Raw genomic sequence first — 25,212 nt, forward strand, 5'->3', positions numbered from 1 at the left:
GGGGGCCCCCGGGGGGGGGGGGGGGGGGGGGGGGGGGGGGGGGGTGTTTTGTGGGGGGGGGCGGGGGGGGGGGGGGGGGGGGGGGGGCGGGGCGCCCCCCCCCCCCGCCGCCGACGACGGGGACCCGCCGGATCGACCACGGCCCGCCTCCCCGCGGGGCGGGACGACGGGCCGTGGCGTCGTCGGGACGACGGAGCCGAGGAGGCGCGGATCAGACCGCGGGCATCGCTCCGGCGATCGTGATGGTCGCGCCCGAGGTGTAGCTCGACTCCGGGCTCACCAGGTGCACGTACGCGGCGGCGAGCTCGGCCGGCTGGCCGGGGCGACCGAACGGCGCCTGGCCGCCGAACTCCGACACCGTCTCGGCGTCGTCGGAGCCGGGCTGCAGGGGCGTCCAGACCGGGCCGGGGGAGACCTGGTTGACGCGGATGCCCTTGGGTGCGAGCTGCTGCGCGAGGCCCGAGGTGAAGACGCCGATCGCACCCTTGGTGAGCGCGTAGTCGATCTTGTCCGGGCTCGGCTGCGTGCCCTGCACCGAGCCGGTCGTCACGATCGACGAACCGGGCTCGAGGTGGGGGATGGCAGCCTGGGCCAGCCAGAACAGCGAGTAGACGTTGGTCTTGATGGTCGAGTCGATGTCCTCGGTGGTGAGCGTGAGGATGTCGTCGTTGCTCTTCATCCGACCGGCCACCATGACGAGGGTGTCGAGCCCGCCGAACTCGTCGACGGCCTTCTGCACGAGGTCCTTGCAGTACTGCTCGTCCGAGATGTCGCCGGGGACGAGGACGGCCTTGCGCCCCTCGCCCTCGAGCAGGTCGCGCACCTCCTCGGCGTCCTTCTGCTCGCTGGGAAGGTAGCTGAGCACGAGGTCGGCGCCCTCGCGGCTGAGCGCGATCGCGGCGGCGCGACCGATGCCCGAGTCCGCGCCGGTGACGACGCCGCGGAAGCCGGTGAGGCGCTCCTTGCCGACGTAGCTGGTCTCGCCGTGGTCGGGCTTGGGGTCCATCTTCCAGGCCTCGCCCGGCAGCGACTGCTCCTGCTTCGGGAACGGCGGCGCGGGGTAGAGGTCGACCGGGTTCTTCTTGTCGTATTGGCTCATGACGTCCACGGTGCCCTCGCCGCGCCTCCGCCGCTCGGGGGTCTGTACCCCACCGGCGGTCATTCGGAGCGCACGCGGAGAAAGATGAGCGTCATGCGATCGATCTGGAAGGGCGCGATCACGTTCGGGCTCGTCAACGTCCCCGTCAAGTTGTACAGCGCCACCGAGGACCACGACGTGTCCCTGCACCAGGTGCACGACGCCGACGGTGGCCGCATCCGGTACCAGCGGAAGTGCGAGATCTGCGGCAAGGTCGTCGACTACGAGCACATCGACAAGGCGTACGACGACGGCGACCGCACCGTGGTGATCACGGGTGACGACCTGAAGTCGCTGCCCGAGGAGCGCTCGCGCGAGATCGACGTGCTCGAGTTCGTCCCGAGCGACCAGGTCGACCCGATCATGCTCGACCGCAGTTACTTCCTCGAGCCGGACGGCACCTCGCCCAAGGCCTACGTGCTGCTGCGCCGGACCCTCGAGGAGACCGACCGCACGGCCATCGTCCACTTCTCGCTGCGGCAGAAGACCCGGCTCGCGGCCCTGCGCGTCCGCGGCGACGTGCTGATGCTGCAGACCCTGCTCTGGGACGACGAGGTGCGCGAGGCACGGTTCCCGGCGCTCGAGAAGCAGACGCGCGTCAGCGACAAGGAGCTCGACATGTCGTCGTCGCTCGTGGACTCGTTGAGCGACGACTTTGAACCCGCGGACTTCAGCGACGACTACCAGGAACAGTTGCGACAGCTGATCGACGCGAAGCTGGAGGAAGGCGAGTCGCTCGACACGGACGCCACCTTCGGCGAGAAGTCCGAGGACGACGACGAGGGCGGCGAGGTCATCGACCTGATGGAGGCGCTGCGTCGGTCGGTCGAGAAGAACCGGTCGGGCGGACATCCCAAGCCGACCAAGAAGGCCGCGGCGTCGTCGTCGACGAAACCCCCCGCGAAGAAGTCGCCTGCGAAGAAGGAGTCCTCGAAGAAGGAGTCCTCGCGGTCGACGTCCGGAGGGGCGGGTTCCGCGGCGAGGAAGAAGCCCGCCTCGTCCGCCTCCGACAAGAAGGCGGCCCCGAAGAAGAAGGCCGGCTGACCGCGACGGTCAGTGTTCGCGGAGCGCCTCGATCAGGTCGGCCTTCTTCAGGTCGGAGTAGCCGGTCACGCCGAGTTCCTTCGCGCGTCCCTTGAGCTCCTCCACCGTCCAGTCGTCGTACGACCCGGACTTCCCGCCCTTGGCGGCCACCTTCTTCTCGCTGTTGCCCTTCTGGGCGGCGGCGTTCGAGATGCGCGCGGCCTTCTCCTTCGACGCCCCCTCGTCGCGGAGTGCCTCGTACATGTGGGGGTTCTTCAGCTGCGGGGGAGTCTCGTCCTTCGGCGTCATGCGCCCGACCGTACGCCCGGCGCGGCGGCTTGTCGCACCCCTAGGCGCCGAACTGCCAGCCGGTGACGTCGGGGTGGTCCTCGCCGTGCTCGTAGGCGTACGCCCGGGCCGCCTCGCGCCGCGACTCGACGTCCGCCACCAGCTCGGGGTGCTCGTCGGCCAGGCCCGGTACGCGGTGCAGCACGTCGAGCACCAACCGGTAGCGGTCGATGTCGTTGAGCATGGCCATGTCGAACGGCGTCGTGGTGGTGCCCTTCTCCTGGAAGCCGTGCACGTGCAGGTTCGCGTGGTTCGTGCGGCGGTAGGTGAGCCGGTGGACGAGCGACGGGTAGCCGTGGAAGTCGAAGACGATCGGCTTCGAGGTCGTGAAGAGTGCGTCGAAGTCGTCGTCCGTGAGGCCGTGCGAGTGCTCCCTCGCGTCCTGCAGCCGCATCAGGTCGACCACGTTGACGACGCGCGTGGTCAGGGACGGCAGCACCTGACGCAGCAGGTCGGCGGCCGCCACGGTCTCGAGGGTCGGCACGTCGCCCGCGCAGGCCAGCACCACGTCGGGGTCGACCCCGTCGACGGGCGACCCCTCGGTGCCCGCCCACTCCCAGATGCCGACGCCGCGTCGGACGTGATCCTCGGCCTCGGGCAGCGACAGCCAGGCGGGGGATTCCTGTTTGCCGGCGACGATCACGTTGACCGTGTCGGTCGTGCGGAACGCGTGGTCGGCGACGGCGAGCAGCGTGTTGGCGTCGGGGGCCAGGTAGATGCGCACGAGGTGCGCCTGCTTGTTGACGACGACGTCGAGGAACCCGGGGTCCTGGTGCGAGAAGCCGTTGTGGTCCTGCCGCCAGACGTGCGACGACAACAGGTAGGTGAACGACGAGATCGGCGCGCGCCAGTCGATCTCGTCGGCACTCTCGAGCCACTTCGCGTGCTGGTTGAACATCGAGTCCACGATGTGCACGAAGGCCTCGTAGGTGTTGAGCAGACCGTGGCGCCCGGTCAGCAGGTAGCCCTCCATGAGTCCCTGCAGCAGGTGCTCGCTCAGCACCTCCATCACGCGGCCGCTGCGGGCCACGTGCTCGTCGTCGGGCCAGATGTCGGCCGCCCACACCCGCTCGGTCACGTCGAACACCGGGTCGAGTCGGTTGGACACCGTCTCGTCGGGCCCGAAGAGACGGAAGGTCGACGGGTTGTCGCGCACGATCTCGGCGAGCCACCGGCCGAGGACGCGCGTGGCCTCGGCCTGGGTGCGGCGATCGTCGGAGGTCTCGACCGCGTGCGCACGGTAGTCGGTGAGTTGCAGGTCACGACGCACGAGACCACCGTTGGAGGCCGGGATCGCGCTCATGCGCTTCGCGCCCCGGGGGCGGAGCCCGTCGAGCCGGGCCACCGGCCGACCCGTCTCGTCGAAGAGCTCGTCGGCGCCGTACGACCGCATCCAGTCGTCGAGCTGCGCCCGGTGCTCGTCGTCCTCGCGGACCCCGCTGAGCGGCACCTGGTGTGCACGCCAGGTGCCCTCGACGCGCTGGCCGTCGACGACCTTCGGGCCCGTCCACCCCTTGGGGGTCCGCAGCACGATCATGGGCCACCGCGGGCGTGCGGTGCCGTCGCCGTCGCGGGCCTCCCGCTGCAGCTCGTCGATGCGGAGGAAGGCGTGGTCGAGGGCGGCGGCCATGCGCTCGTGCACCCGCATCGGGTCCTCGCCGTCGAAACCGCCCGCGACGACGAGCGGCTCGTACCCGTAGCCTCGCATCAACTCGAGCAGTTCGCCCTCGGGGATGCGCGAGAGCACCGTCGGGTTGGCGATCTTGTAGCCGTTGAGGTTCAGGATGGGCAGCACGGCCCCGTCGTGACGGGCGTCGAGCAGCTTGTTCGCGTGCCAACTCGTCGCCAGCGGCCCGGTCTCGGCTTCTCCGTCGCCGATCACGCAGACGGCGACGAGGTCGGGATCGTCGAGCACCGCCCCGTAGGCGTGGCTCAGCGAGTACCCGAGCTCGCCGCCCTCGTTGATCGACCCCGGGGTCTCGGGGGCGGCGTGGGAGGGGATGCCGCCCGGGAACGAGAACTGGGTGAAGAGCTTCTGCAGCCCGGCGGCGTCCTGCGACACCTCGGGGAACAGTTCGCTGTAGGTGCCTTCGAGGTAGGTGTTGGCGACCATGGCGGGGCCGCCGTGACCCGGTCCGCACACGTAGAGCAGGTCACGGTCGTCGCGCATGATCACCCGGTTGAGGTGGGCGTAGACGAAACTCAGCGCCGGTGACGTGCCCCAGTGCCCGAGGAGGCGCGGCTTGACGTCGTCGCGCGCGATCGGCCGCGTGAGCAGGGCGTTGTCCATCAGGTAGATCTGCCCGACGGTCAGGTAGTTCGCCGCCCGCCACCACGCGTCGACGAGCGACAACTCGTCGGTCGAGGCCTGTCGTGTCGGGTCTACGGGGTTCGTCATCACTGGTCCTCTCGATCGGTGGTCGTGCCCTCTCGGCTCATCTCGTCGATGGTGATGGCCGCGTTGACGAGGGCGAGGTGGCTGAGCCCCTGCGGCACGTTGCCGAGGAACTGCCCGTCGTCGGCGTTGATCATCTCGGTCAGCAGGCCGACGTCGTTGGGCTGCTGCACGAGCTGGTCCATCAGCTCGACCGCTTCGTCCTGACGGCCCACGCAGGCCAGGGCGCTGGCGAGCCAGAAGGCGCAGGCCACGAACGTGCCTTCCTCTTCGGCGACGTCGCTGTAGCGGAAGACCAGGGGGCCCGCACCCAGCTCGCGCCGGATGGCGTCGATCGTCCGCGACATGCGCTCGCCGCGGTCGAAGCCGCTGGGGGCGTGCAGCAGCACCGAGGCGTCGAGCTTCGCGCTGCCGGGGTACATGACGTACGAGCCGACTTCTTCGTTCCAGCCGTGCTCGGCGATCCACTCCTTGATCAGGTCGCGGTTCTTCTTCCAGAAGACGACGTCCTCGGGGTCGGGGTGCATCTGCCCGACCTCGGTGAGGCGCAGGGCGGCGTCGATGGCCTGCCAGCAGCCCATCTTGCTGCTCACGTAGTGCTGTTCGTCGGGCAGCTCCCACATGCCCGAGTCCTTCTCCTGCCAACGACGGCAGGCGTCGTCGGCGAACCCGGCGAGCAGGTCGCCGGTGGACTCGTCGAGGATGTTGCCGTCCGCGGCGTACTGGCTCATGATCGCCAGGATGTCGGCGTAGGTGCCGAGCTGCAGCTGCTCGCCCGCCGGGTTGCCCTTGTAGACCGGGCCGATGCCTCGCCAGCCCTCGGAGCCGGTCTCGTGCGTGCCGTCCGGCACCGAGCCGTCGAGGTTGAGGAAGATGTGCATCGTCCGGCCGTTGGCCTTGAGGGCCGACAGCAACCACGAGACGGCCGCCTGCGTCTCTTCCCGCAGGCCGAAGCGGACGAGCGCGTTCACCGTGTAGGCCAGGTCGCGCACCCAGGCGAAGCGGTAGTCCCAGTTCTTGTCGCCGGTGAAGTTCTCGGGCAGCGCCGCCGTGGCGGCGGCCGCGATCGCGCCGGTCGGGCTGAAGATCAGCAGCTTGAGCGCCAGGGCGCTGCGTTGCACGGCGTCGGACCACGGCCCGTCCCAGTTGAACTCGTCCGACCAGGTCTGCCAGTTGCGCACCGTGCGGTCGATGCCCTGGTCGACCACGTGGGGGTCGGGCAGGTGCAGGGGCTCGTCCTCGACGCCGCAGAGGCAGATCAGCGAGCGCGATCCCTCGTGCGTGGTGAACTCGCCCCAGAACCGGTGCGGGCCGCCGTGGGCCTCGCCGTCGCCCGGCTCCACCGGGTCGAGGCGGCCGTGGTCGAAGCCGACGAGCGCCAGGTTGATGTCGGCCGCCCGCAGGACCGGGCCGTGCAACGTGTCGACCCGGCGGATCGGGTGGGTGCCGAACGTGTTGCCCGGGACCACCGCCCAGCGCATGTCGACCGACCCCGTGACGCCCTCGATGCGGCGGGCGAGCTCCGCCCACGGCAGCCGACCGGCGATGCCCGTGACGAGGGCGTCCGTGATCTCGACGACGCCCGTGGAGGTGCGGAAACGGGTGACGAGGACGTTCGTGTTCTCGACGTACTCGCGTTGCACCTCGAAGTCGTCGTCGACGGGACGCAGCTCGATGCGGCCGCCCTTGCCGGCGTCGACGATGCCGGAGAACACCGGATCGCTGTCCATGTCGGGCATCGGGAGCCAGTCGATCTGGCCGTCGCGGGCGATGAGGGCGACGGTCCGGCCGTCGCCGATGGCGCCGTAGGAGCGCAGCGGCACGTAGCCGTCGTCCCGGGGGTCGGGGCGGTGCCATTCGCCGGCGGCGGCCGTCGTCGCGCCGAAGTGGTCGGCCTGGATGTCGTCGGTGGTCTCGAGGGTGTCCGTCACCCGTCCTACGGTGGCCCGCCGCGCCTCCTCGTGACCGTTCCTCGCAGTGTTCTGTGTGCCGGGCGTGACCGTCGTACCCCTGGGGTCGAGCCGACGGGCAGGCGGCGCGGGTAGACCGGGACGATGGCATCTCCGACCGGAACCACGTCCGAACCCCGCCTCTTCTTCGACGCGAAGGCCACGCTCGGCGAGAGTCCCGTCTGGGACGTCGACGCCCACGAGCTGGTCTGGACCGACATCACGAACGGCCTCCTGCACCGCACCTCGGCCGACGGCACGAGGGACACGACCGTCGTCGTCGACCCGCCCCTGCCGAGCTTCCAGCGTCGGCGCGGCGGTGGCCTGATCGCGGCCCTCGACGACACCGTCGTCGTCATGAGGGACGACGGGACCGAGCAGCGGACGATCGCGACCGTCGACCACGCCGACGAGCGCCTGCGCCTCAACGAGGGCAAGTGCGACCCGTTCGGTGCCTTCGTCGTCGGTGCGACCGACCCCGAGGGCAGCCCCGTGGCCGGCCTCTACCGCGTGGCCCCGGACGGCACGCTCACGCAGCTCCGCGACGACTTCGCCACGACCAACGGGTTCGAGTGGAACGACGACGGCAGCGAGATCTACCTCACCGACACCGGCGACGACACGATCTACCGAGCCTCGTGGGATGCCGACGGCACCCTGGGCGAGCTCGTCCCGTTCTCGTCGCAGGGCGCCCACGACGGCCTGGCCCGCGACGAGCGCGGCGAGTTCTGGGGTGCCGTCTACGGCGAGGGCAAGGTGGTGCACCTGGACGTCGACGGTGGTCTCGTCGACGAGATCACGCTCCCGGTGCCGAACGTCACCGGCATCGGCTTCGGTGGTGACGACCTGCGGACGCTGTTCGTGCTGTCGGCCCGCGAGGGGCTGAGCGACGAACAGCTCGAGGAGTTCCCGCTGAGCGGCGGCATCTTCGCGCTGGATCTCGACCGGGCGGCTCGCCCGCCGTTCCTGTTCGGCTGAGACCGCCGCCCGTGCGGGCGGGTCCCCGGGGACGCCCGGCCCGTCGCCCCTGCGACGCCCCTCGGACGCGACGACGCCCGCCCTATCAGCCGATCGGGCGGGCGTCGTCGTGCCGACGGCGCGTCCTCAGATGCGCCCCACGAGCTCGTCGCGCGGCACGACGCCCGCCGCGATGACGGCCCGGGCCGCGTCACGCGCCTCTTCGACGTTCCAGAGCAGCACGCCCTCGACCGCGCCGTCGTCACCCAGGTAGTACGCCACGGCCTCGCCCTCGCCCTTGTCGTCGACGATCGTCTCGAGCGACGCGTCGAGCGTGCCGACGGCCTCGTACGAGAGGTCGAAGACCTTCGAGTAGTAGTAGGGCGTGTGGTCGTAGACCTCGTCGGCGCCGGTCATGTTGCGACCGACGACGGGGCCCTGCGACTTCGCGTTGTCGACGTGCTCGACGCGGCGGCGCCCGAGGATCGCGTCCGGGTACGAGGCCACGTCGCCGGCGGCGAACACGTTCGGGTCGCTCGTCCGTAGGTGCTCGTCGACCACGATGCCGTCGTCCACGGCCAGACCCGCGTCGGCCGCGAGCTGGTCGTCGACCGAGATGCCGAGCCCCACGACGACCGCGTCGGCGTCGAGGGTCGAGCCGTCGTCGAGCTGGAGGTGGACGCCGGCGTCGTCGGCCGTGCCGCTCTCGACGCGACGTCCGCGGGCCAGCTCGACCCGCGCCTCCTCGAATCTCTTCTCGAACGACGAGGCGAGGGACGCGGGGAACACCGATCCGCCGAGCACGTCGTCGGGGAAGACCAGCGTCACGCGGGTGTCGTTCTGCACGAGGGCCGCGGCGAGCTCGGTGCCGATGTAGCTGCCGCCCACGACGACGACGTGCCGGCCGCCGCCCGAGAGCGAGCGGAGTCGGCGGTAGTCCTCGGCGGTCCGGAAGTACACGACGCGGTCGTCGTCCGGCAGGTCGAGGGCGACGGGGCTGCCTCCGGTGGCGAGCAGCAGGGCCCCGTAGCCGATCACGTCGCCGCGGTCGGTGGTCACGGTGCGGGCCTCGCGGTCGATCGACTCGACGAGCGTGCGCAGCCGGATCTCGGCACCCGAGTCGGCGACGGTGCCGAGAGCGTTGTCGGCCTCGGTGTAGTCGGGGTCGGTCCAGAGCTTCTTCGACAGCGCCGGGCGCGTGTACGGCGCGTCGACGTCGGCGCTGACGATCAGCACCGACGCGTCCGGGGTGGTGTCGTGGATGGCCTTCGCGGCGGCGTCGGCGGTCATGCCGCCGCCCACGATGACGTGGTCGAACGATTCGGTCATGGGGTCGTCCTCTCGACGAGAGAGGGCACCGCCCGGGAGGCGCGGGTGGCGCGCTCCCGGACGGTGCCCTCGTGAGGTGGTCGGGTCAGTTGGCGACGGCGCCGACGCGGTCGAGGCCCTCGGCCGCGGCGTCCTCGTCACGCTGACGCGTGTCGTCCTGGCGGGCGTCCTTCTCGGGGTGGCGGTTCTCGGCGCCGGTCATCCAGGCGAGCTGCTCGAGGCGCTCGAGGATGCTGTGCAGCACGTCGGCCGTCGTGGGGTCCTCGTCGTCGACGTCGTCGTGGACCGTGCGCATCGTGCCGGTGACGGCGTACATGCGGTCGACGATGAGGTCGACCACCGCGGTGGTCTCGACGGGGCCCGCGGGGAACTCGGGCAGGCTCGTGCCGCGGGTGACGGTCGAGGTACGGCCGTCGGGGATCAGGTAGACCGCGCGCATGCGCTCGGCCACCTCGTCGCTGAACTCGCGGGCCGCGTCGACGATCTCGTCGAGCTGCAGGTGGAGGTCGCGGAAGTTCGAGCCGAGCAGGTTCCAGTGCGCCTGCTTGCCCTGGACGTGCAGCTCGATGAGGTCGACGAGGACCTTCTGCATGTTGTCGCGGAGTTGGTCGGATCCCTGGAACATGATGTCTCCCGTTCGTCGTGGGTTCGTGCGGAGTCGTCGCACCGGTGGGTGCGACGTGGACGGTAGACCGTGGGCCCGGGCGACGGCTCAGCCTTCGGGGGACAGCTCGACCGACGACGGGTGGGGACGCCGGGGCGCGTCGGCCCGAGGGGGCGCCGGCGCATGCCGTCCCGAGCCGGTCCAGGGGGGTCGCTCGCCGCCGTGATCCACTCGTGATCGAAGGTGCTGGAGCCCGGACCGTACTGGATGGTATGTTCGCCTGCATCGGCACCGAAGCCGACGCCCGGCCGTGGGTACCCGATCCGTGGCCATGCTCTGAGGGGGGCTGACATGGCACGAGCGGTACCCGGACGCGCCGACCGTCACGGTTTCGACGCGGTCGAGATCACGAGGCTGCGACGAGAGATCGAGAGCGCCTGGGGGGCGTTCGACGACATCGAGCAGATGGACTTCGCCCACCGGGTGAGGGTCGTCCACGGGCTGACCGACTCCCTGCCGGACGCGGCGAGCGCGGCGGCCCGCGCGGGGCTCGGGCGACTCGCCCTGGCGCTGCTCGACGACGCGTCGGAGTTCCCGCCGCCGTGGGCGTCGATCTGCGGCCGCTGGGACGTCACGCTCGAGATGGCCCGGGCCGCAGTCGAGTCGATCGCCTGGCCGGAGGGCGAGCCCTGGGGCGAGCTGCCCCTGGTGGGCACCGCCGCCTGACGTCGCCTACCGTGGCGGCATGAGCTCCACACCGTCGCGTGGCCACGGACGTCGCCGGGTCGGCCTCTGGCGCTTCGTCCGCACGGTCGTGCTCGACTACCGGTACGTCTGGTGGGTGCACCTCGTCCCGCGGTCGGGCCGGGTGGTGCCGCGTCGCTACCGTGACGGCGACCGTGAGCCCGTCCTGCTGCTGCCCGGCGTCTACGAGACCTGGCGCTTCCTCCGTCCCGTGGCCGACCGGCTGAACGATCGGGGGCACCCGATCGTCGTGGTGCCCGGCATGGGCCACAACCGCCGTCCGATCGCGGCGACCGCCGAGGTGGCCCAACGCATCCTCGACGCCCACGACCTGCGGGACGTCGTCGTGCTGGCCCACAGCAAGGGCGGGCTCGTCGGCAAGACGATGATGGTCTCGACCGACGCCGAGCGACGCATCACCCGCATGGTGACGGTCAACAGTCCCTTCTCGGGGTCGCGCTGGGCGAGGGTGCTGCCGGTCAGGGCGCTGAGGCCCTTCTCGCCCCGGGACGCCGACCTGTTGCGGCTCGCGGGACAGCGTGAGGCGAACGGGACCATCACGTCGATGGCGTCGCGGTTCGACGCCCACGTCACCGAGGGCAGCGTGCTGCCGGGGGCCGTCAACCTCGAGTTCCCGGTCGACGGCCACTTCCGGCCGCTGGGCCACGCGCGGTGCGTCGCGATGATCGTGCGCGAGGTCGAGGCCGGGGCGGGCTCGGCGGCGTCGGCCGAGGCGTCCTAGCCCTCCACCCAGCCGAGCGCCCGCAAGGTCTCGTGGGGCCGTTCGACGTGGGCGAAGTGCCCGCAGTCGGCGAGCAGGGTCGTCCGGGCGTGCCGCACGACGCCGGCCAGGCGGTCGAGGTCGGACGACCGGGCGAAGACGTCGTCGGCTCCGCTGACGGCGGCGACGTCGCAGTCGATGCCTCGCCACCGGGTCGCGTCGTACCCCTGCCCCGACCTCGAGGCCGCCAGGAAGCCCCGGGGCCTGAGCTCGGCCACGAACGCCTCGAGCACCGAGCGCGGGACGCGGTCGACGTGGCGGAACACGGGCGACGACAGCGCTCGCAGCAGTCCGATGCGGGCCGCGCCGCGCAAGAGGGACGCGGAGGCGCGGGGCAGCACCCCGAACGCCGCACGCAGCAGCGTGAAGGCCGGCAACCGCACGAGGCCCCGCACCGGGTGCGTCACGGCGTCGATCGCCGAGAAGGACGTGGCCGACACGACCGAGACGCTGAGCACCAGGTCGGGTCGGACGGCGGCCAGGTGCAGGGCGACGAACGCGCCCATCGAGTGACCGACGAGGTCGAACTCGGTGACGCCCAGTGCCTCGGCGACCTCGACCACCACGGCGGCGGCCGACTCGACGTCGAGGCCCGGGTCCGGCTCGGGCGAGGCGCCCCACCCGGGCAGGTCGATCAGCACCGGGCGGGAGACGACCGCGTCCACCTCGCGGGCGGCCTGCAGCAAGGGGGTCCACGTCGTCCACGAACCGGCCGCCCCGTGCAGCAGGACGGTCGCCCGGCGGCGTGAGGACCGGTCGGCCGACGCCGCCGCGTGGTGCACGACCGTCCGGCCGGGGGCCGTCTCGATCGTCGAGCGGGTGAGCCCGAGGGCACCGGGCTCGGTGACCAGCGCGAACGGGGCGTAGCGGTCGAGGGTCGGGTCGGCCACCCCTGTCGCCCGGCCCCGTCGCATCGTCGGATGCTACCCGATGATCTCCTCGCGCACGCGGCGCAGGTCCTCGAGCAGCGACCCGACCAGCACCCAGTTGTCCGGGTCGGGGCGCAGCACGCTCACCGGCGACGTGAGCGCCGGGCCGTCGTCGTGCCCGGTGCCCGTCGCGGGACCGCCGGTGGCGTCGGGGAGGCGGGAGGCGCGCCGGGCCGGCAGCGCCTCCTCGGTGGTCCGCGCCAGCAGGCGCACGTCGTGGGCGGCTCGTCGGAGGTCTTCTGCGATGCTCTGCACCACGGGGTCGTCGGACAGCCCGGGGTCGTAGTTGTCGTGGACCGACCGCACCATGCCCACCACCCGGTTGACGAGCACGGTGAGGCGCCGCAGCAGCGCCGCGTCGGCCTCGAGGACGCTGCGGTTGCGGCTCGCACGGGGGTTGAGCTGGAGGCTCTCCTCGCCCGCGGTGACCGCGTCGACCGCACGGGCCTGGGCCACCCTGAGCTCGCGGGCCCTGGTCAGGCCCGTGGCGAGCCGCGACCCGTCGACCGGTTCGTCGAGCACGGCGGCGGTCTCGTCGAGCACGGACGCGATGTCGCGCGCGAGCCGTCCGACGGCGAGGTGCGCGGGGGCGAGGGCGACGGGAGGCACGATCAACGCGTTGATCGCGAGCGCGATGGCCGCACCGATGATCGTCTCGAGCACCCGGTCGAGCGCGTAGTCGGGGGTCTGGGCGCCGATCGCCAACACGAGCATCGCGGAGATCGGCACCTGGTTCGCCGAGCTCGGCGTGAGCCGGAAGGCCCAGGCCACGAGCAGGCTCACCACGACGATCGCCAGCACGATCCAGGTCGCGTCGCCGAACAGCTGGCCGGCCGCGAAGGCGATGAGCACGCCGGCGATGACGCCGACGCTGCGCTCGAGGCCGCGCACGAACGACTGGTTGACGCTCGGCAGCACCACGAGCAGGGCCGCGATCGCGGCGAAGATCGGCAGGGGCTGTTGCAACAGGGCCACCGAGGCGAACCAGGCCGCCATCACCGCGACGCTCGTCTTCACCACCTGGAGCAGGGGCGTGCGCTTCGTCTGCCGGATGCGCGAGACGACCTTCACGCCCTCCAGGGTAGACGGGGAGGCGCCGCCCGCGTCGCGACGTCGCGACAGGTCACGAAACGGTCACCCCGCCCGCGCCTCCCCACCGATCGGTCCGCCTGCTGGTTGACTGCGTCCTCGTGTGGCCCAACTCCGCCGAGGTGCTCCCCGCCGCGTTCGCGAACTCGGGGCTGACCGTCGTCGCCTTCCGACCCCACTCGGTCGAGCCCTCGGGCGCCGGGTTCCTCTACGGCTACGAGGTCGACACGGTCGACCCGGTCGGCGCGACCTCGACCGTGCTGACCTTCATCGACACCGACACCCGGGCCGCCGACGCGTCCTCGGTGCTCACCCGCGACCCGACCACCGGTCAGCCGCTCGCCGTCTGGGCCTACCCGGCCGACCCGATGCTGCCGGCGCTCGCCGGGGCCACGTATCCCGACCGGGTGGCCGACGCGCTCGCGGCCCTCGGCGTCGTCGTCACCGAACCACGGCTGAGCGTCGCGGCGTACCGACCCGGCAAGCGCGCCGTCATCCGACTCGACGCCGCCGAGACCACCGTCTTCCTCAAGGTGGTCCGCCCCGACCGGGTGGCACCGATCGTCGCCCTGCACGAGGCGTTCCGGGCGCAGGGGCTGCCGGTGCCCGCCGTGCTCGCCTCGCGGGCGGACGGCCTGCTCGTCCTCGAACGCGTCCCGGGGGTGCCGGCCGGGCAGCGCGTCGTCGAGCTCGTCGACGACCCGCGGTTCGTCGAGCAGATGGTCGACCTCGGCACGCGCATCGCCCGCGTCGACGTGGTGGCGCGGGCGCAGTCCGACGCCCTCGACCACGGAGCCTGGCACCGCTCGACGCTGCGCGCCGCGCTGCCCGACCGGGCGACCGAGATCGACGGCCTCTACGACGAGATCGACCGGCGCCGCGCCTCCTCCGCCTCGGACGCCCTCGCCGTGATCCACGGCGACCTGCACCTCGAGCAGCTCTTCGTGCACCCGTCCGAGCCGTGGCGGGTCACCGGTCTGCTCGACGTCGACACCGCGGGGCTCGGGCACCCGGCGCGTGACGCGGCGGCCCTCGTCGCCCATCTGGTCGTGACGGGACAGTGGCACCGGGGCAACGGCGACGAGGCCGAGGCCCGGGCCTGCGAACGCCTCGCCGACGACGTGACGCGCGCCTGGGTCGAACGCCTGCCCGGCCTGGCCGACCGGCTCGCGCCGGGCGTCGCGTCGCAGCTGCTCGCCCACGCCGGCGGACAGGCCACGCTCGGCACCGACACGGGCCGCCGCAAGGCCGTCCAGCTGATCGGTGCCGCCGCGGGCACCCTCGCCCGCCCCGCCTGACCGCCCGCCCCGCCTGACCGCCGGTCCCTCCGCCGCCCACCCACGGACGGGTCCGCCGCGCACCCACGGACGGTCCGACGGGCCTACCGTGGCGCGCAGCACCCACCCGCGTACCCGGAGGCCCCCATGCCGTCACCCTGGCTCGACGCCGCTCCCGACGTCACCACCGACAGGATCGACCCCGAGACCGTCTACGACGACGTGATCGTCGGCGGTGGCCTGACCGGACTCGTCACCGCCTTGCTGTTCGCGCGTCGCGGTCACCGGGTCGCCGTCCTGGAGGCGCGCACGGTCGGCAGCGTCGCGAGCGGCAGCGGGTCCGCGTCGATGTCGCTGCTGCAGGGCAGGCAGCTCCAGCGCATCCGCACGAACACCTACCAGAGCGTCGTCGACGCCTACGTCGCGGCCAACCGGGCGGGCTTCGACTGGATGGTCGACTACCTCGACGAGGCCGGCATCGAGGTCGAGCGCCGGGACGCGTTCAGCTACGCGACGACCCGGGCCGGGATCGCCACGGTCGACGACGAGTACCTCGTCGCGAGGAAGGCCGGCCTCCCCGTCGTCAAGGAGTTCGGCCTCGACCTCCCGTTCGGCACGACCGGCGGACTCCGGTTGCCCGACCAGGCGCAGTTCGACCCCGTGCAGGCGATCGTCGCGCTCGTGGCGGACGTCCGGGCGCTCGGCGGCGTCGTCGTCGAGGGGGTGCGCGTCACCGGCGTCGACGCGACGAACCCGACGGTGACCCACAGCGACGGTCCCGACGTCCGCGGCCGCCGCGTGCACGTCACGACGGGCAGCCCCGTGCTCGACCGCGGCCTCTACTTCGCCAAGCTCCGCAGCGAGCGCTCCTACGGCCTGGCCTTCGAGGGCGTCGACGACCTGCCGGACGGCATGTACCAGGCGGTCGACGGTCCCACCCGGTCGTTCTCCGCGGTGGGCGACCGCCTCGTGACCGGCGGCAACCGGCACCCGGTGGGTCGCGCCTCCTCGACGATCGCGATGGTCGACGACCTCGCCGAGTGGACGACGCGCCACTGGCCGGGTGCGCGGCCGACCCACTCGTGGAGCGGTCAGGACTACGGCACGCCGCACCACGTGCCGTTCGTCGGCTGGCTGCCGCGCGGTCGGGGCCGGATCTACCTCGCGACCGGCTACGAGCACTGGGGGCTGACGAACGCGGTCCAGGCCGCGATGACCCTCGTGTCGGACGTGCTCGGCGACCCGCAGCCCTGGATGACCACGCTGCACGGGCGGGTCACGACGCCGATCGCCATCGCGTCGGGGATCGGCATCAACGCGGCCGACGCGTGGTGGGCGGCCAAGGGCTGGGCCGGGGCGATGACCCGCCGTCTGGTCGCCGTCGCCCCCGCCGAGGGCCAGGGCGAGGTGGGCCGCTCGGGCGGCTTCGCCCCCGTCGCGCGCTCGACCGTCGACGGCGAGGTGTGCACCGTCTCGGCGATCTGCCCGCACCTCGTCGGCATCGTCACCTGGAACGACTCCGAACGGTCGTGGGACTGCCCGCTGCACGGGTCGCGGTTCGCCGCCGACGGCAGCGTGCTCGAGGGACCGGCGACCCGCGGCCTGCGTCGTCGCGGCTGACGCGCCGCCGGCCCGTCGCCACCGGGCCCCGAGACACGAGGAGGCGCTGGTGGCGTACCGGCGCGTCGTACGCGTAAACTGTCCCCAGCTTCACCGCCCGGGTGTTCTCCGGTCCGCGCCTCCTCCGGTGCGAGTCGACACCTCGGCGTGACGGGGCTTCGGGGCACGTGCCGTCGTCGGACTGCCCGCCACGAAGGTCGCCCGTCGCGAAGCCGGTACAGCTGTCCATCGCGCGGCACCCCGCCCCGCACGCATCCGGCGCGACCCTCTCGGTCGTCGTCCGTCCGGGTCGCCGAGCCTCTCGGCGTCCCGCGCAGCACCCTCCGCCGACACGGCGGCACAGCACCGTCGACGTCCCGCGTCGACCACGAGGAGGAGCCTTGGCTCGACCAGGCCAGCGTCAATCGGGTGGTACCCGCACCGCCCAGCGTCCGAACCGTCGCCGCGAGGTCGACAACGACGGGCTGATCCCCGTCCTCGCCCGTGCGGTGCGCGAGGTCGAGGCCGCCGCGCAACGCGGCCAGGTGAAGCCCTCGAGCCGCACCAAGTTCCAGGTCATCGCCCTGCTCATGCGCGAGGAACGCGCCCGGGTCAAGGTCGACAAGGCCATCAGCGAGTCCGAGCGCGCCGAGCAGATGAAGCGCCTCGACGGCGTCGCCCAGATACTGGCCAAGACCGCCGCCCGCGACACGTCGCTGATCACCCTGCTGGGCGACGCGGCCACGGTCAGCGAGGCCGCCAAGACGCTCAAGCGCGACATGCAGATGTCGGCCGGGCTCGAGCTCGAGCCCGAGCAGCAGATCATCGTCACCGAGGCGGCGCCGGTCGCGCCGACCTCCGAGCGACAGGTCGTCCCGCAGTCGGTCATCTCGCGGCAGCTGGCGAACCCGTTCCTGCCACCCGACTTCGCGCTCGCCGAGGTCGCCCGCGAGGCGCACCCGCGCCGGCTCGCGAACTGGGAGCTCTTCGGCCCCCTGTTCAAGTCCTTCGAGTACGGCGCCGGGGGAGGCTCGGCCTGCATGCCGCTGCCCGAGCCGACCACGGTCGACGCCCCCGCGGGCGCCACCCTGATGCACCACCAGGCACAGCTCGTCGAGTCCGCCCGCCAGGGCCACCGCACCTACCTGCTCGCCGACGAGCCCGGCCTCGGCAAGACCGCCCAGGCCCTGCTCGCCGCCCAGGCGGCCGCGGCGTACCCGCTGCTCGTGGTCGTGCCGAACGTCGTCAAGACGAACTGGGCCCGCGAGGTCCAGCTGTGGACGCCGACGCGCACGGCGACCGTCATCCACGGCGACGGCGAGAAGCTCGACGCCTTCGCCGACGTGGTCATCGTCAACTACGAGGTGCTCGACCGTCACGTCGGCTGGCTCGGCGAGCTCGGCTTCAAGGGCATGATCGTCGACGAGGCCCACTTCATCAAGAACAAAGAATCGCAGCGGTCGCGGCACGTGCTGCAGCTCGCCCAGCGCATCCGGTCGCGCACCGCGCACCCGCTGCTCATGGCGCTGACCGGCACCCCGTTGATCAACGACATCGAGGACTTCCGCGCCATCTGGGAGTTCCTCGGCTGGATCGGCGACAAGAAGCCCGCCGCAGAGTTGATGGAGCGCCTCGAAGAGGTCGGCCTGACCCCCGCCGATCCCGGGTTCTTCTCGTCGGCGCGCGAGATCGTGATCGACCTCGGCATCGTCCGTCGCAAGAAGGTCGACGTCGCCTCCGACATCCCCGCCCGTCGCATCGCCGACCTGCCGGTCGAGCTCGACGACGAGGTGGGCCGTTCCATCCGCGACGCCGAACGCGAGCTGGCCCGCCGCATGGTGCAGAAGTACCGCACCGCGCTCACCACCCGCACGTCCGGCGTCCGCGTGGAAGGCATCGACCACGACCTCGTCCGCCAGGTCGCCAAGTGGGAGCTTGAGGACGCCAGCGCGTCGAGCACGGGTGAGAACGTCTTCAGCATGGTGCGCCGCATCGGTCAGGCCAAGGCCGGCCTGGCCGCCGACTACACCGCCCAGCTCGCCCGCAACGTCGGCAAGGTGGTGTTCTTCGCCAAGCACATCGACGTCATGGACGTCGCCGAGGCCACCTTCGCCAAGCGGGGCATCAAGTACTCCTCGATCCGCGGCGACCAGACCCCGGCCGTCCGTCAGCGCCAGATCGACGCCTTCGTGAACGACCCCGAGGTCGAGGTCGTCGTCTGTTCGCTGACCGCGGCCGGCGTCGGGCTCAACCTGCAGGTCGCCTCGAACGTCGTGCTGGCCGAGTTGTCGTGGACGGACGCCGAGCAGACGCAGGCCATCGACCGCGTGCACCGCATCGGCCAGGCCGAGCCGGTCACGGCGTGGCGCGTCATCGCGGCGCAGACGATCGACACGAAGATCGCCGAGCTGATCGACAGCAAGGCCGGCCTCGCCGCCCGGGCACTCGACGGTGACGACTCCGAGGTCGTCGACTCCGTCGACGTGCAGCTCTCGGCCCTCGTCGCCCTGCTCACCGAGGCCCTCGAAGCCTGACCCGCCCTCACCCCCCGCACCGCGACACACCGCCGCACCTCGACGCACCGCGTTTCGTGCACGGCACCCCGACTAGTCACGGTGCCGTGCACGATTCGCGGTGTGGACGCGCGGGAGGCCGGCTCGCTCGAGCCGTGTGACGATCCGCTGCGGACGCGCGAGATCGCGCCAGACGGTTCGTGTCACTCGATTCACGTAGGGCAGCCCCCTCAGCCGGTCTTCACGGACCTTCTCGAGGATCACGATCTCCTCCGCCGTCAGCCCGTGCCGCATCTCGCGGTCGAGGTACTTCACGAAGCCGTCGAACTCGTCGTACACGCCGTAGGCCTCCCACCCGGGATCGGTGAACCCGATGAGCCCCTCGTCGTCGACGTGCTGTTCCTGGAGACGGGGTGCGGGGAATCCGAGACCGTCCAGGGCGACCCGGTAGACCGATTCACCGGCGGAACCGGCCAGGGGGCTGGCGAACTCGGCGACCCAGGAGGCGCGGGTCGAGCCCCGGACACGGTCTCGTCCCAGCAGGCACGCCTGGTACTCGGCCAGCGTGCACAACCGACGTCGCAGGCAGTGGTCGAGGACGGCCACGGCCTGGCTGCGTGTCCCGCTCAGAGCGACGTCCACGGCCGTCCGAGCCGGCGTGGTCACGAGGAGACCCCGATGAGGGGTGATCTCGTCCGAGAGCAGCGGTGCCGCATGTCTGGTCACGTGCGCACCCGTGTGGGTCCGGGCGCGCGCCGGGTCGGTCGTCGAGACGCGGGCGAGCGGCGGGCCGAGCACCGGCATGCCCCACACCGCGGCCGCCGAGGTGTGGGAGACGACGACCGCGTCACGCATCCGGCCGACCGCGGCCGCCGTTCGGACGGCGTGGCGTTCCTCGCGGCGCAGGCCCCGCCAGGCCGCCGACTCGACGTAGCGTCCGGGCGCGACACGCACGAGTTCGCCACGCGCGTGGGCTCGGCGTTCCGACGGATCGTCGAACCGCGAGCGGATGAGGAGGGAACGAAGGTCTCGTTCGTGGGTGGTCACGCGTCGATCGTCTCGGGCGCGAGCGGACTCCGGGATCGGATCTCGCCACCCTGTGGAGGGATGCGGGGGACGGCGGGGCGCGGGACGAGAGGCCGTTCTCAGTCGAGGCGAGTTCGGTGGGTCGGAGAACACCCGACCACCGAAGGAGCACCCCATGCCCGAACTCTCCGGCTACGCCCACGTCGCCATCACCGTCTCCGACCTCGACACGAGCCTCGCCTTCTACGAGAAGCTGCTCGGCGCCGGCCCCGTCGGCCGCATCGAACTCGACGGCCTCGACCGCCGCATCTTCTCCGTCGGCAACGGGCAGATCCTCGGGGTGACGGCTTACACCGGGGGATCGAGCGCGGCCTTCGACCCGACCGTCCCCGGGCTCGACCACATCGGCCTGGCCGTGACCGACCGCGACGGCGTCGTCGCCTGGCAGGAGCACGCCACGTCGGTCGGCATCGAGTCCGACCTGCAGGACGCGGACTTCGGCCACGCCCTGATGATCAAGGACCCCGACGGCAACCAGATCGAGTTCTTCGCCCCGCCCGCACAGAGCTGACCCGGGCCGCCTGCCGGCATCGCACCGCGATTCGTTCACCGCACCGCGTTTCGTTCACCGCACCGCGACTAGACGGTGTGTGGCGCACGAAACGGGGTGCGGAGGCGCGGGGGCCTTTTACCCAGGACGCGCCGGACCGGGCCGCCTGCCGGCATCGCACCGCGACTCGTTCACCGCACCGCGACTAGAGGGGGCGTGCTGCACGAAACGCGGTGCACTGCATGGCGGGTGCGGCGGGCGGGCGGTGCGCGAGGCGCGGGGCGCGGCTTGCAGAGACCGGTAAAGAGCGGCAGAGCGCGGGTCGGCCTCAGCGGTCGCGGGCGGCGGTGAGCAGCTCGCGTTCGTCGTCGGGCTCGAGCCCCGCGCCGTGGGGGCCCGCCGGGCCGGGACGCGAGAGTTCCCACGCGAGGACGTCGCGCATCGTCTCGTCCACGGGGCGCGGCACGAGCCCGGCGGCCCGGCCCGCGCCTCCTGACCGAGCGCCGAAGCCCGCATGCGTGGCGACGGGCACCCAGAGGGGCATCGACCGGGGCCCCGCCCACGGCCCGACCCCGTGTGCGTCGAGCCAGTCCTCGTCGACGGGCACGACCTCGCCCGTGTGCCCGGCGACCCGGCGGGCCGCGGCGAGGTGGTCCGTCAGCGGGTGACGGTCGCCCACCGCGTCGAACGTCCCCGAGAGACCTCGCTCGACGGACGCGACGATCCAGCTCGCCAGGTCCCGGACGTCGACCGGCTGCACGTCGAGGCCGGGCACGTCGGGCACGAGAACGGGGTCGGACTCCGTTGACGCTGCGGCCAGGGCGAAGCGCAGCGGCCACCAGCCCGTGCGGCCCGTGTGGTCGCCCGGTCCGCCGATGAGGCCCGCCCGGACGAGCAGCGACCGGTCGGCGCCGAACGCCTCGACGACGGCGCGCTCGCCCGCGACCTTCGACCCGCCGTAGTCCGACTCGTCGGCGTCGACGAGGGCCGCCGTCTCGTCCGCCCCGGTGGTCGCGGTGTCGGCGTAGACGCTGACGCTCGAGACGAAGACGAAGGAGGCGCCGGCCGGTTCGAGCACCGAGACGGCGTCACGCACGTGCGACGCGTCGCGGCTCAGGTCGACGACCGCGTCCCAGCGTCGTCCACCCTCGAGCACGGGGTCGTACGCCCCGGGCGTGCGGCGGTCGGCCCGGACGAACGCCGCGCCCTCGGGGACGTCGCCGGACGACCCGCGGGCGAGACACGTGACGTCGTGGCCGCCGGCAAGGGCGGCCTCGACGATCGTCCGACCGAGCCAGGCGGTGCCGCCGAGGATCAGCAGCCGCAGGGGGCGACGTGCCGAGGAGGTCGTGCCGGTCGGACCCACGACGGCGTCAGAGGCCGAGCTTGGCCTGGACGTCGGCGAGCGAGGGGTTCGTGGCCGTCGAGCCGTCGGGGTAGACGATCGTCGGCACGGTCTGGTTGCCGCCGTTGGCCTTCTCGACGATCTCGGCCGTGCCGGGGACCTCTTCGATGTTGACCTCGGTGAAGGCGATGCCCTGCTTGCCGAGTTGCTGCTTGAGGCGGGCGCAGTAGCCGCACCACGAGGTGCTGAACATGGTGATGGTGCCGGACTCGGGGACGTACGTGCTCGCGATGTCGCTCATGACCCCAGGTTAAGCCCGGTCGGCGGTGAGCGCCGGGGGAGTTGTCTGGGAGGCGTACCAGCACGCACCACGAAGGGAACACCATGGCAGACACGGTCGCCGACCAGATCATCGCCCAGCTCGTCACCGCCGGCGTCCGCCGGATCTACGGCATCGTCGGCGACAGCCTGAACCCGATCGTCGACGCCGTGCGTCGCACGGGCGGCTCGGCGAAGGGCGGGATCGACTGGATCCACGTCCGCAACGAGGAGGCCGCGGCGTTCATGGCCTCGGGCGACGCCCAGATGAGCGGCGAGCTCGCCGTCTGCGCCGGGTCGTGCGGCCCGGGCAACCTGCACCTCATCAACGGGCTCTACGACGCCAACCGCAGCCGTGCCAAGGTCCTGGCCATCGCCAGCCACATCCCGAGCACGATGATCGGTTCGGACTACTTCCAGGAGACCCACCCCGACCGCCTCTTCGTCGAGTGCTCGGGGTACAGCGAGATGATCTCGACGGCCGAGCAGTCGCCGATGGTCGTCGCCAGCGCGATCCGGCACACCCTGGCGGGCGAGGGCGTCAGCGTGATCACGCTGCCGGGCGACATCGCCGAACTCGACGCGGGCGGCAAGGTGCCCGCCTACGTCAGCGTCCGCCCGCCCGAACTCGTGCCCGACCGGCACGACGTGCAGGCCCTGGCCGATGCCGTGAACCAGGCCGACACCGTCGCGTTCTTCGTCGGCGAGGGCGGTCGTGGGTCGCACGACGAGATCATCGCCCTGGCCGACCTCGTCGGTGCCCCGATCGGGCACAGCCTGCGGGGCAAGGACGTCATCCAGTACGACAACCCGTTCGACGTCGGCATGACCGGCCTGCTCGGCTACGGTGCCGCCCACGCCGGCATCCACGACGCCGACCTGCTCGTGCTGCTCGGCACCGACTTCCCGTACCCGCAGTTCCTGCCGGACGCCTCGAAGGTCACCATCGCCCAGGTCGACGTCGACGCCGCCGTGATCGGTCGTCGCGCCGACGTGCAGATGCCCGTCCACGGGGCGATCGCCCCGACCCTCCGGGCGCTCATGCCGCTCGTGACACGCAAGAAGAACCGCAGGTTCCTCGAGAAGACCCTCAAGAAGCACGAGAAGCTGATGACCGGTGCGGTCGGGGCCTACACGAAGAACGTCGAGAAGATGCGGCCGATCCACCCCGAGTACGCGGCCTCGCTGCTCGACGAGGTCGCGGCCGACAACGCCATCTTCACGGCCGACACGGGCATGGGAAACGTCTGGGCCGCGCGCTACGTCACCCCGACCCCGCGCCGGCGCATCTTCGGCTCGTACCTGCACGGCTCGATGGCCAACGCCCTGCCGCACGCCCTCGGTGCGCAGATGGCCTACCCCGATCGCCAGGTCGTCTCGATCTCGGGCGACGGCGGGCTGTCCATGTTGATGGGCGAACTCGTCACGGCGCAGATGTACCAGCTGCCGGTGAAGATCGTCGTGTTCAACAACTCGACGCTCGGCCTCGTCAAGCTCGAGATGCTCGTCGACGGGTTCCCCGACTTCGGCGTCGACGTCCCCTACACGGACTACGCCGCGGTGGCGCGCGCCATCGGCATCCACGCCGTCCACGTCGACGACCCCCGCGACCTCCGGGCGGCCTACGAGGCAGCCTTCGAACACGACGGTCCGGCGCTCGTCGACATCGCGACCGACCCGAAGGCGCTCTCGCTGCCCCCGACGATCACGGGCGCCCAGGTGAAGGGCTTCTCGCTCGCCATGTCGAAGATCGTCATGAACGGCGGCGCGGGCGAGGCCGTGGCCATGGCGCGGTCGAACCTGCGCAACGTGCCGCGTCCCTGAGGTCGACGCCGCGCCTCCTGCCCCCTCGCTGTCGAGGGGTCAGGAGGCGCGGTGCACCACGCGGGGGACGCCTCGCGACCCTGCTCGTCCGGCTCAGCCGGCGGCGGGGGCGCTGCGTGCGGCGAGCCGGGCGACGGCCGCGAGCGGGATGTCGATCCAGTCCGGCCGGTTGCGGCTCTCGTAGATCGCCTCGTACACGGCCTTGTCGATCTCGAACGCGTCGAGCAGGGCGCGGGCGGCCCGGACGTCGACGCCGGACGAGGCGACGTACCCGTCGACGAACGCGCGGCGGGCGTCGTGCGCCCAGGCCGCGGCGTCCACCGGGACGGCCTCCTGCGCCAGCGAACCGGCCACGTAGTCGAACGACCGCAGCATGCCCGCGATGTCGCGGATCGGCAGGTCGGGGCGTGAGCGTTCGGGCATCGGCCGCAGGGGCTCGCCCTCGAAGTCGATGAGCATCCAGCCGCGTTCGGGCGAGAGCAGGGCCTGACCGAGGTGGAGGTCGCCGTGGATGCGCTGCAGGTCGGGCCAGTGCAGGTGCTCGGCCGCGTCGTAGACGGCTCCGATCGCGGCGGCGTGCTCGGCGATCTGCGGCACCTCGCGCGACGCGGTCGTGATGCGTCGACGCATGCTCGTCAGGGCCCCGGCGATCTCGTCGTCGCCCGCGGGGACCGTGCCCAGGTCGGCGGCGAGGGTCGCGTGCACCTCGGCGACGGCGACGCCGAGCGCGTGGGCCTCGGCGGTGAAGTCGGTACCGTCGGCCGCCGCCGTCAGGGCCACGCGCCAGGCGTCCTCGAGGCCGGGGAGGAACTCCTGCGAGAAGGCGAGGTGGCCGGTGGCCGTCCCGCCCTCGCGCCCGACGTCGGGCCAGGTCGCGCGCAACGAGCCGAACGACGAGGGGACGTGCGTCGACCCGCCCCGGGTCAGGGCGGCCTGGGTGGTGACGTCCGGGTTGTCGCCGTGGTGCAGCACCCGGAAGACCTTCGCGATGACCTGGTCGACGGGGCCGCCCTCGACGTCGTAGACGATCGAGGTGTTCGACTGCTCGCCCGAGAGCACGCGCGAGCGACGCACCTGCCCGGGGTCGACGATGCGCGTGCCGTCGACCGTGACGTCGGCACCCGCCACGTGCGCCTCGGCGGACATGGTGCGCAGCAACCCACGGGCGTAGGCCGGGTCGTGGGGACCGTCGTAGAGGTAGCGTCCGTCGGCCGAGCCGATGAAGGCCGCGTCGCCGCCGGGCAGGGGGGTCGCGCGGCTGACGAGGGGCACCTGGTAGAGGACGGGGACGTCCGCCGCCTCGTCGATGATCAGCAGCGTCATGGTGAGGGCGTCGTCCACCTCGGCCTCGAACGATCCGATCACCCGCAGGGCGGGCGTTCGTCCCTTGGTCGCGTACCAGCGCTGACGCGCCATCCATCCGGCAAGAATCGGTGCCACATCGCTCATGCGACGACCCTACGCCGGGCCGCCC

The 25,212-nt window shown here is 72.0% G+C and carries 21 protein-coding genes; 9 read left to right on the forward strand and 12 right to left on the reverse strand.

Features of this window, described 5'->3' with window-relative positions:
• Positions 1-211 precede the first annotated feature (211 nt).
• A complete protein-coding gene (locus ACVJ1F_RS14390; RefSeq protein WP_456887051.1) occupies positions 212-1,099 on the reverse strand; it encodes an SDR family oxidoreductase in 888 nt (295 codons plus the stop codon).
• A gap of 93 nt (positions 1,100-1,192) precedes the next feature.
• Here ACVJ1F_RS14390 and ku point away from each other — a divergent pair, with 93 nt between their 5' ends.
• Entirely contained in the window at positions 1,193-2,182 is a 990-nt protein-coding gene (gene ku / locus ACVJ1F_RS14395) for a non-homologous end joining protein Ku (RefSeq protein ID WP_456887053.1), read from the forward strand.
• 9 nt (positions 2,183-2,191) lie between these two features.
• On the opposite strand, the gene ACVJ1F_RS14400 is transcribed toward ku, so the two are convergent.
• Genes ACVJ1F_RS14400 through ACVJ1F_RS14410 form a run of 3 tightly spaced genes read right to left on the reverse strand, consistent with a single transcriptional unit; the run spans position 2,192 to position 6,727 of the window.
• Entirely contained in the window at positions 2,192-2,470 is a 279-nt protein-coding gene (locus ACVJ1F_RS14400; protein WP_456887055.1) for a DUF7218 family protein, read from the reverse strand.
• Between the two features lie 40 nt (positions 2,471-2,510).
• Entirely contained in the window at positions 2,511-4,907 is a 2,397-nt protein-coding gene (locus ACVJ1F_RS14405; protein ID WP_456887057.1) for a phosphoketolase family protein, read from the reverse strand.
• Positions 4,907-6,727 carry a glycoside hydrolase family 15 protein gene (locus ACVJ1F_RS14410; RefSeq protein WP_456887117.1) on the reverse strand — a complete coding sequence of 607 codons (1,821 nt, stop codon included), beginning with the start codon at positions 6,725-6,727 and terminating at the stop codon, positions 4,907-4,909. The genes ACVJ1F_RS14405 and ACVJ1F_RS14410 overlap by 1 nt, the downstream gene beginning before the upstream one ends.
• Positions 6,728-6,958: 231 nt before the next feature.
• On the opposite strand from ACVJ1F_RS14410, the gene ACVJ1F_RS14415 reads away from it, so the two are divergent.
• Complete coding sequence (locus ACVJ1F_RS14415) at positions 6,959-7,831, forward strand: SMP-30/gluconolactonase/LRE family protein (RefSeq protein ID WP_456887059.1); 873 nt, start codon at positions 6,959-6,961, stop codon at positions 7,829-7,831.
• Between the two features lie 126 nt (positions 7,832-7,957).
• Here the strand turns inward: ACVJ1F_RS14415 and ACVJ1F_RS14420 are convergent, their stop codons facing one another.
• A complete protein-coding gene (locus ACVJ1F_RS14420; protein ID WP_456887061.1) occupies positions 7,958-9,139 on the reverse strand; it encodes an NAD(P)/FAD-dependent oxidoreductase in 1,182 nt (393 codons plus the stop codon).
• An 85-nt stretch (positions 9,140-9,224) separates the two neighbouring features.
• The gene (locus tag ACVJ1F_RS14425; RefSeq protein ID WP_082460542.1) at positions 9,225-9,764 is read right to left on the reverse strand and encodes a Dps family protein; all 540 of its coding nucleotides are present in this window, start codon (positions 9,762-9,764) and stop codon (positions 9,225-9,227) included.
• 330 nt (positions 9,765-10,094) lie between these two features.
• On the opposite strand from ACVJ1F_RS14425, the gene ACVJ1F_RS14430 reads away from it, so the two are divergent.
• Both ACVJ1F_RS14430 and ACVJ1F_RS14435 read left to right on the forward strand, forming a co-directional pair.
• Positions 10,095-10,469: a hypothetical protein gene (locus tag ACVJ1F_RS14430; RefSeq protein WP_056048233.1), complete on the forward strand. Its 375-nt coding sequence runs from the start codon at positions 10,095-10,097 to the stop codon at positions 10,467-10,469.
• A gap of 19 nt (positions 10,470-10,488) precedes the next feature.
• Complete coding sequence (locus tag ACVJ1F_RS14435; protein ID WP_159826866.1) at positions 10,489-11,229, forward strand: esterase/lipase family protein; 741 nt, start codon at positions 10,489-10,491, stop codon at positions 11,227-11,229.
• Here ACVJ1F_RS14435 and ACVJ1F_RS14440 read toward each other — a convergent pair.
• Entirely contained in the window at positions 11,226-12,182 is a 957-nt protein-coding gene (locus tag ACVJ1F_RS14440; RefSeq protein ID WP_456887064.1) for an alpha/beta fold hydrolase, read from the reverse strand. The genes ACVJ1F_RS14435 and ACVJ1F_RS14440 overlap by 4 nt on opposite strands.
• Before the next feature lie 9 nt (positions 12,183-12,191).
• Positions 12,192-13,268 carry an FUSC family protein gene (locus ACVJ1F_RS14445; RefSeq protein WP_456887066.1) on the reverse strand — a complete coding sequence of 359 codons (1,077 nt, stop codon included), beginning with the start codon at positions 13,266-13,268 and terminating at the stop codon, positions 12,192-12,194.
• Positions 13,269-13,387: 119 nt separating this feature from the next.
• Between ACVJ1F_RS14445 and ACVJ1F_RS14450 the strand changes: the two genes are divergently transcribed.
• From ACVJ1F_RS14450 to ACVJ1F_RS14460, 3 genes are all read left to right on the forward strand, one after another.
• The gene (locus tag ACVJ1F_RS14450) at positions 13,388-14,584 is read left to right on the forward strand and encodes a phosphotransferase family protein (protein ID WP_456887068.1); all 1,197 of its coding nucleotides are present in this window, start codon (positions 13,388-13,390) and stop codon (positions 14,582-14,584) included.
• A 126-nt stretch (positions 14,585-14,710) separates the two neighbouring features.
• The gene (locus ACVJ1F_RS14455; protein WP_456887070.1) at positions 14,711-16,183 is read left to right on the forward strand and encodes an FAD-dependent oxidoreductase; all 1,473 of its coding nucleotides are present in this window, start codon (positions 14,711-14,713) and stop codon (positions 16,181-16,183) included.
• Between the two features lie 380 nt (positions 16,184-16,563).
• On the forward strand, positions 16,564-18,696 hold the full coding sequence (locus ACVJ1F_RS14460; RefSeq protein WP_056048208.1) for a DEAD/DEAH box helicase: 2,133 nt from the start codon (positions 16,564-16,566) through the stop codon (positions 18,694-18,696).
• 72 nt (positions 18,697-18,768) lie between these two features.
• Here the strand turns inward: ACVJ1F_RS14460 and ACVJ1F_RS14465 are convergent, their stop codons facing one another.
• The gene (locus ACVJ1F_RS14465; protein ID WP_456887072.1) at positions 18,769-19,722 is read right to left on the reverse strand and encodes a hypothetical protein; all 954 of its coding nucleotides are present in this window, start codon (positions 19,720-19,722) and stop codon (positions 18,769-18,771) included.
• Between the two features lie 154 nt (positions 19,723-19,876).
• Between ACVJ1F_RS14465 and ACVJ1F_RS14470 the strand changes: the two genes are divergently transcribed.
• The gene (locus tag ACVJ1F_RS14470) at positions 19,877-20,272 is read left to right on the forward strand and encodes a VOC family protein (protein WP_056048202.1); all 396 of its coding nucleotides are present in this window, start codon (positions 19,877-19,879) and stop codon (positions 20,270-20,272) included.
• Between the two features lie 307 nt (positions 20,273-20,579).
• On the opposite strand, the gene ACVJ1F_RS14475 is transcribed toward ACVJ1F_RS14470, so the two are convergent.
• Positions 20,580-21,617, reverse strand: coding sequence for an NAD-dependent epimerase/dehydratase family protein (locus ACVJ1F_RS14475; RefSeq protein WP_456887073.1), 1,038 nt, complete (start codon positions 21,615-21,617; stop codon positions 20,580-20,582).
• 7 nt (positions 21,618-21,624) lie between these two features.
• Positions 21,625-21,897 (reverse strand): mycoredoxin, encoded by a 273-nt coding sequence (locus ACVJ1F_RS14480; RefSeq protein ID WP_056048200.1) that lies wholly within the window; start codon positions 21,895-21,897, stop codon positions 21,625-21,627.
• 83 nt (positions 21,898-21,980) lie between these two features.
• Here ACVJ1F_RS14480 and ACVJ1F_RS14485 point away from each other — a divergent pair, with 83 nt between their 5' ends.
• Positions 21,981-23,738 (forward strand): pyruvate dehydrogenase, encoded by a 1,758-nt coding sequence (locus ACVJ1F_RS14485; RefSeq protein ID WP_456887076.1) that lies wholly within the window; start codon positions 21,981-21,983, stop codon positions 23,736-23,738.
• Positions 23,739-23,831: 93 nt separating this feature from the next.
• Here the strand turns inward: ACVJ1F_RS14485 and ACVJ1F_RS14490 are convergent, their stop codons facing one another.
• Entirely contained in the window at positions 23,832-25,187 is a 1,356-nt protein-coding gene (locus ACVJ1F_RS14490; protein WP_456887078.1) for a maltokinase N-terminal cap-like domain-containing protein, read from the reverse strand.
• Positions 25,188-25,212 lie beyond the last annotated feature (25 nt).

The organism is Frigoribacterium sp. 2355, from assembly GCF_054060695.1.

What these genes read in the sequence shown, in the direction of transcription:
- ACVJ1F_RS14390 (WP_456887051.1), bottom strand. Translation starts at nt 1,099, where the DNA reads ATGAGCCAATACGACAAGAAGAACCCGGTCGACCTCTACCCCGCGCCG.
- ku (WP_456887053.1), top strand. Translation starts at nt 1,193, where the DNA reads ATGCGATCGATCTGGAAGGGCGCGATCACGTTCGGGCTCGTCAACGTC.
- ACVJ1F_RS14400 (WP_456887055.1), bottom strand. Translation starts at nt 2,470, where the DNA reads ATGACGCCGAAGGACGAGACTCCCCCGCAGCTGAAGAACCCCCACATG.
- ACVJ1F_RS14405 (WP_456887057.1), bottom strand. Translation starts at nt 4,907, where the DNA reads ATGACGAACCCCGTAGACCCGACACGACAGGCCTCGACCGACGAGTTG.
- ACVJ1F_RS14415 (WP_456887059.1), top strand. Translation starts at nt 6,959, where the DNA reads ATGGCATCTCCGACCGGAACCACGTCCGAACCCCGCCTCTTCTTCGAC.
- ACVJ1F_RS14420 (WP_456887061.1), bottom strand. Translation starts at nt 9,139, where the DNA reads ATGACCGAATCGTTCGACCACGTCATCGTGGGCGGCGGCATGACCGCC.
- ACVJ1F_RS14425 (WP_082460542.1), bottom strand. Translation starts at nt 9,764, where the DNA reads ATGTTCCAGGGATCCGACCAACTCCGCGACAACATGCAGAAGGTCCTC.
- ACVJ1F_RS14430 (WP_056048233.1), top strand. Translation starts at nt 10,095, where the DNA reads ATGGCACGAGCGGTACCCGGACGCGCCGACCGTCACGGTTTCGACGCG.
- ACVJ1F_RS14435 (WP_159826866.1), top strand. Translation starts at nt 10,489, where the DNA reads ATGAGCTCCACACCGTCGCGTGGCCACGGACGTCGCCGGGTCGGCCTC.
- ACVJ1F_RS14440 (WP_456887064.1), bottom strand. Translation starts at nt 12,182, where the DNA reads ATGCGACGGGGCCGGGCGACAGGGGTGGCCGACCCGACCCTCGACCGC.
- ACVJ1F_RS14455 (WP_456887070.1), top strand. Translation starts at nt 14,711, where the DNA reads ATGCCGTCACCCTGGCTCGACGCCGCTCCCGACGTCACCACCGACAGG.
- ACVJ1F_RS14470 (WP_056048202.1), top strand. Translation starts at nt 19,877, where the DNA reads ATGCCCGAACTCTCCGGCTACGCCCACGTCGCCATCACCGTCTCCGAC.
- ACVJ1F_RS14480 (WP_056048200.1), bottom strand. Translation starts at nt 21,897, where the DNA reads ATGAGCGACATCGCGAGCACGTACGTCCCCGAGTCCGGCACCATCACC.
- ACVJ1F_RS14485 (WP_456887076.1), top strand. Translation starts at nt 21,981, where the DNA reads ATGGCAGACACGGTCGCCGACCAGATCATCGCCCAGCTCGTCACCGCC.
- ACVJ1F_RS14490 (WP_456887078.1), bottom strand. Translation starts at nt 25,187, where the DNA reads ATGAGCGATGTGGCACCGATTCTTGCCGGATGGATGGCGCGTCAGCGC.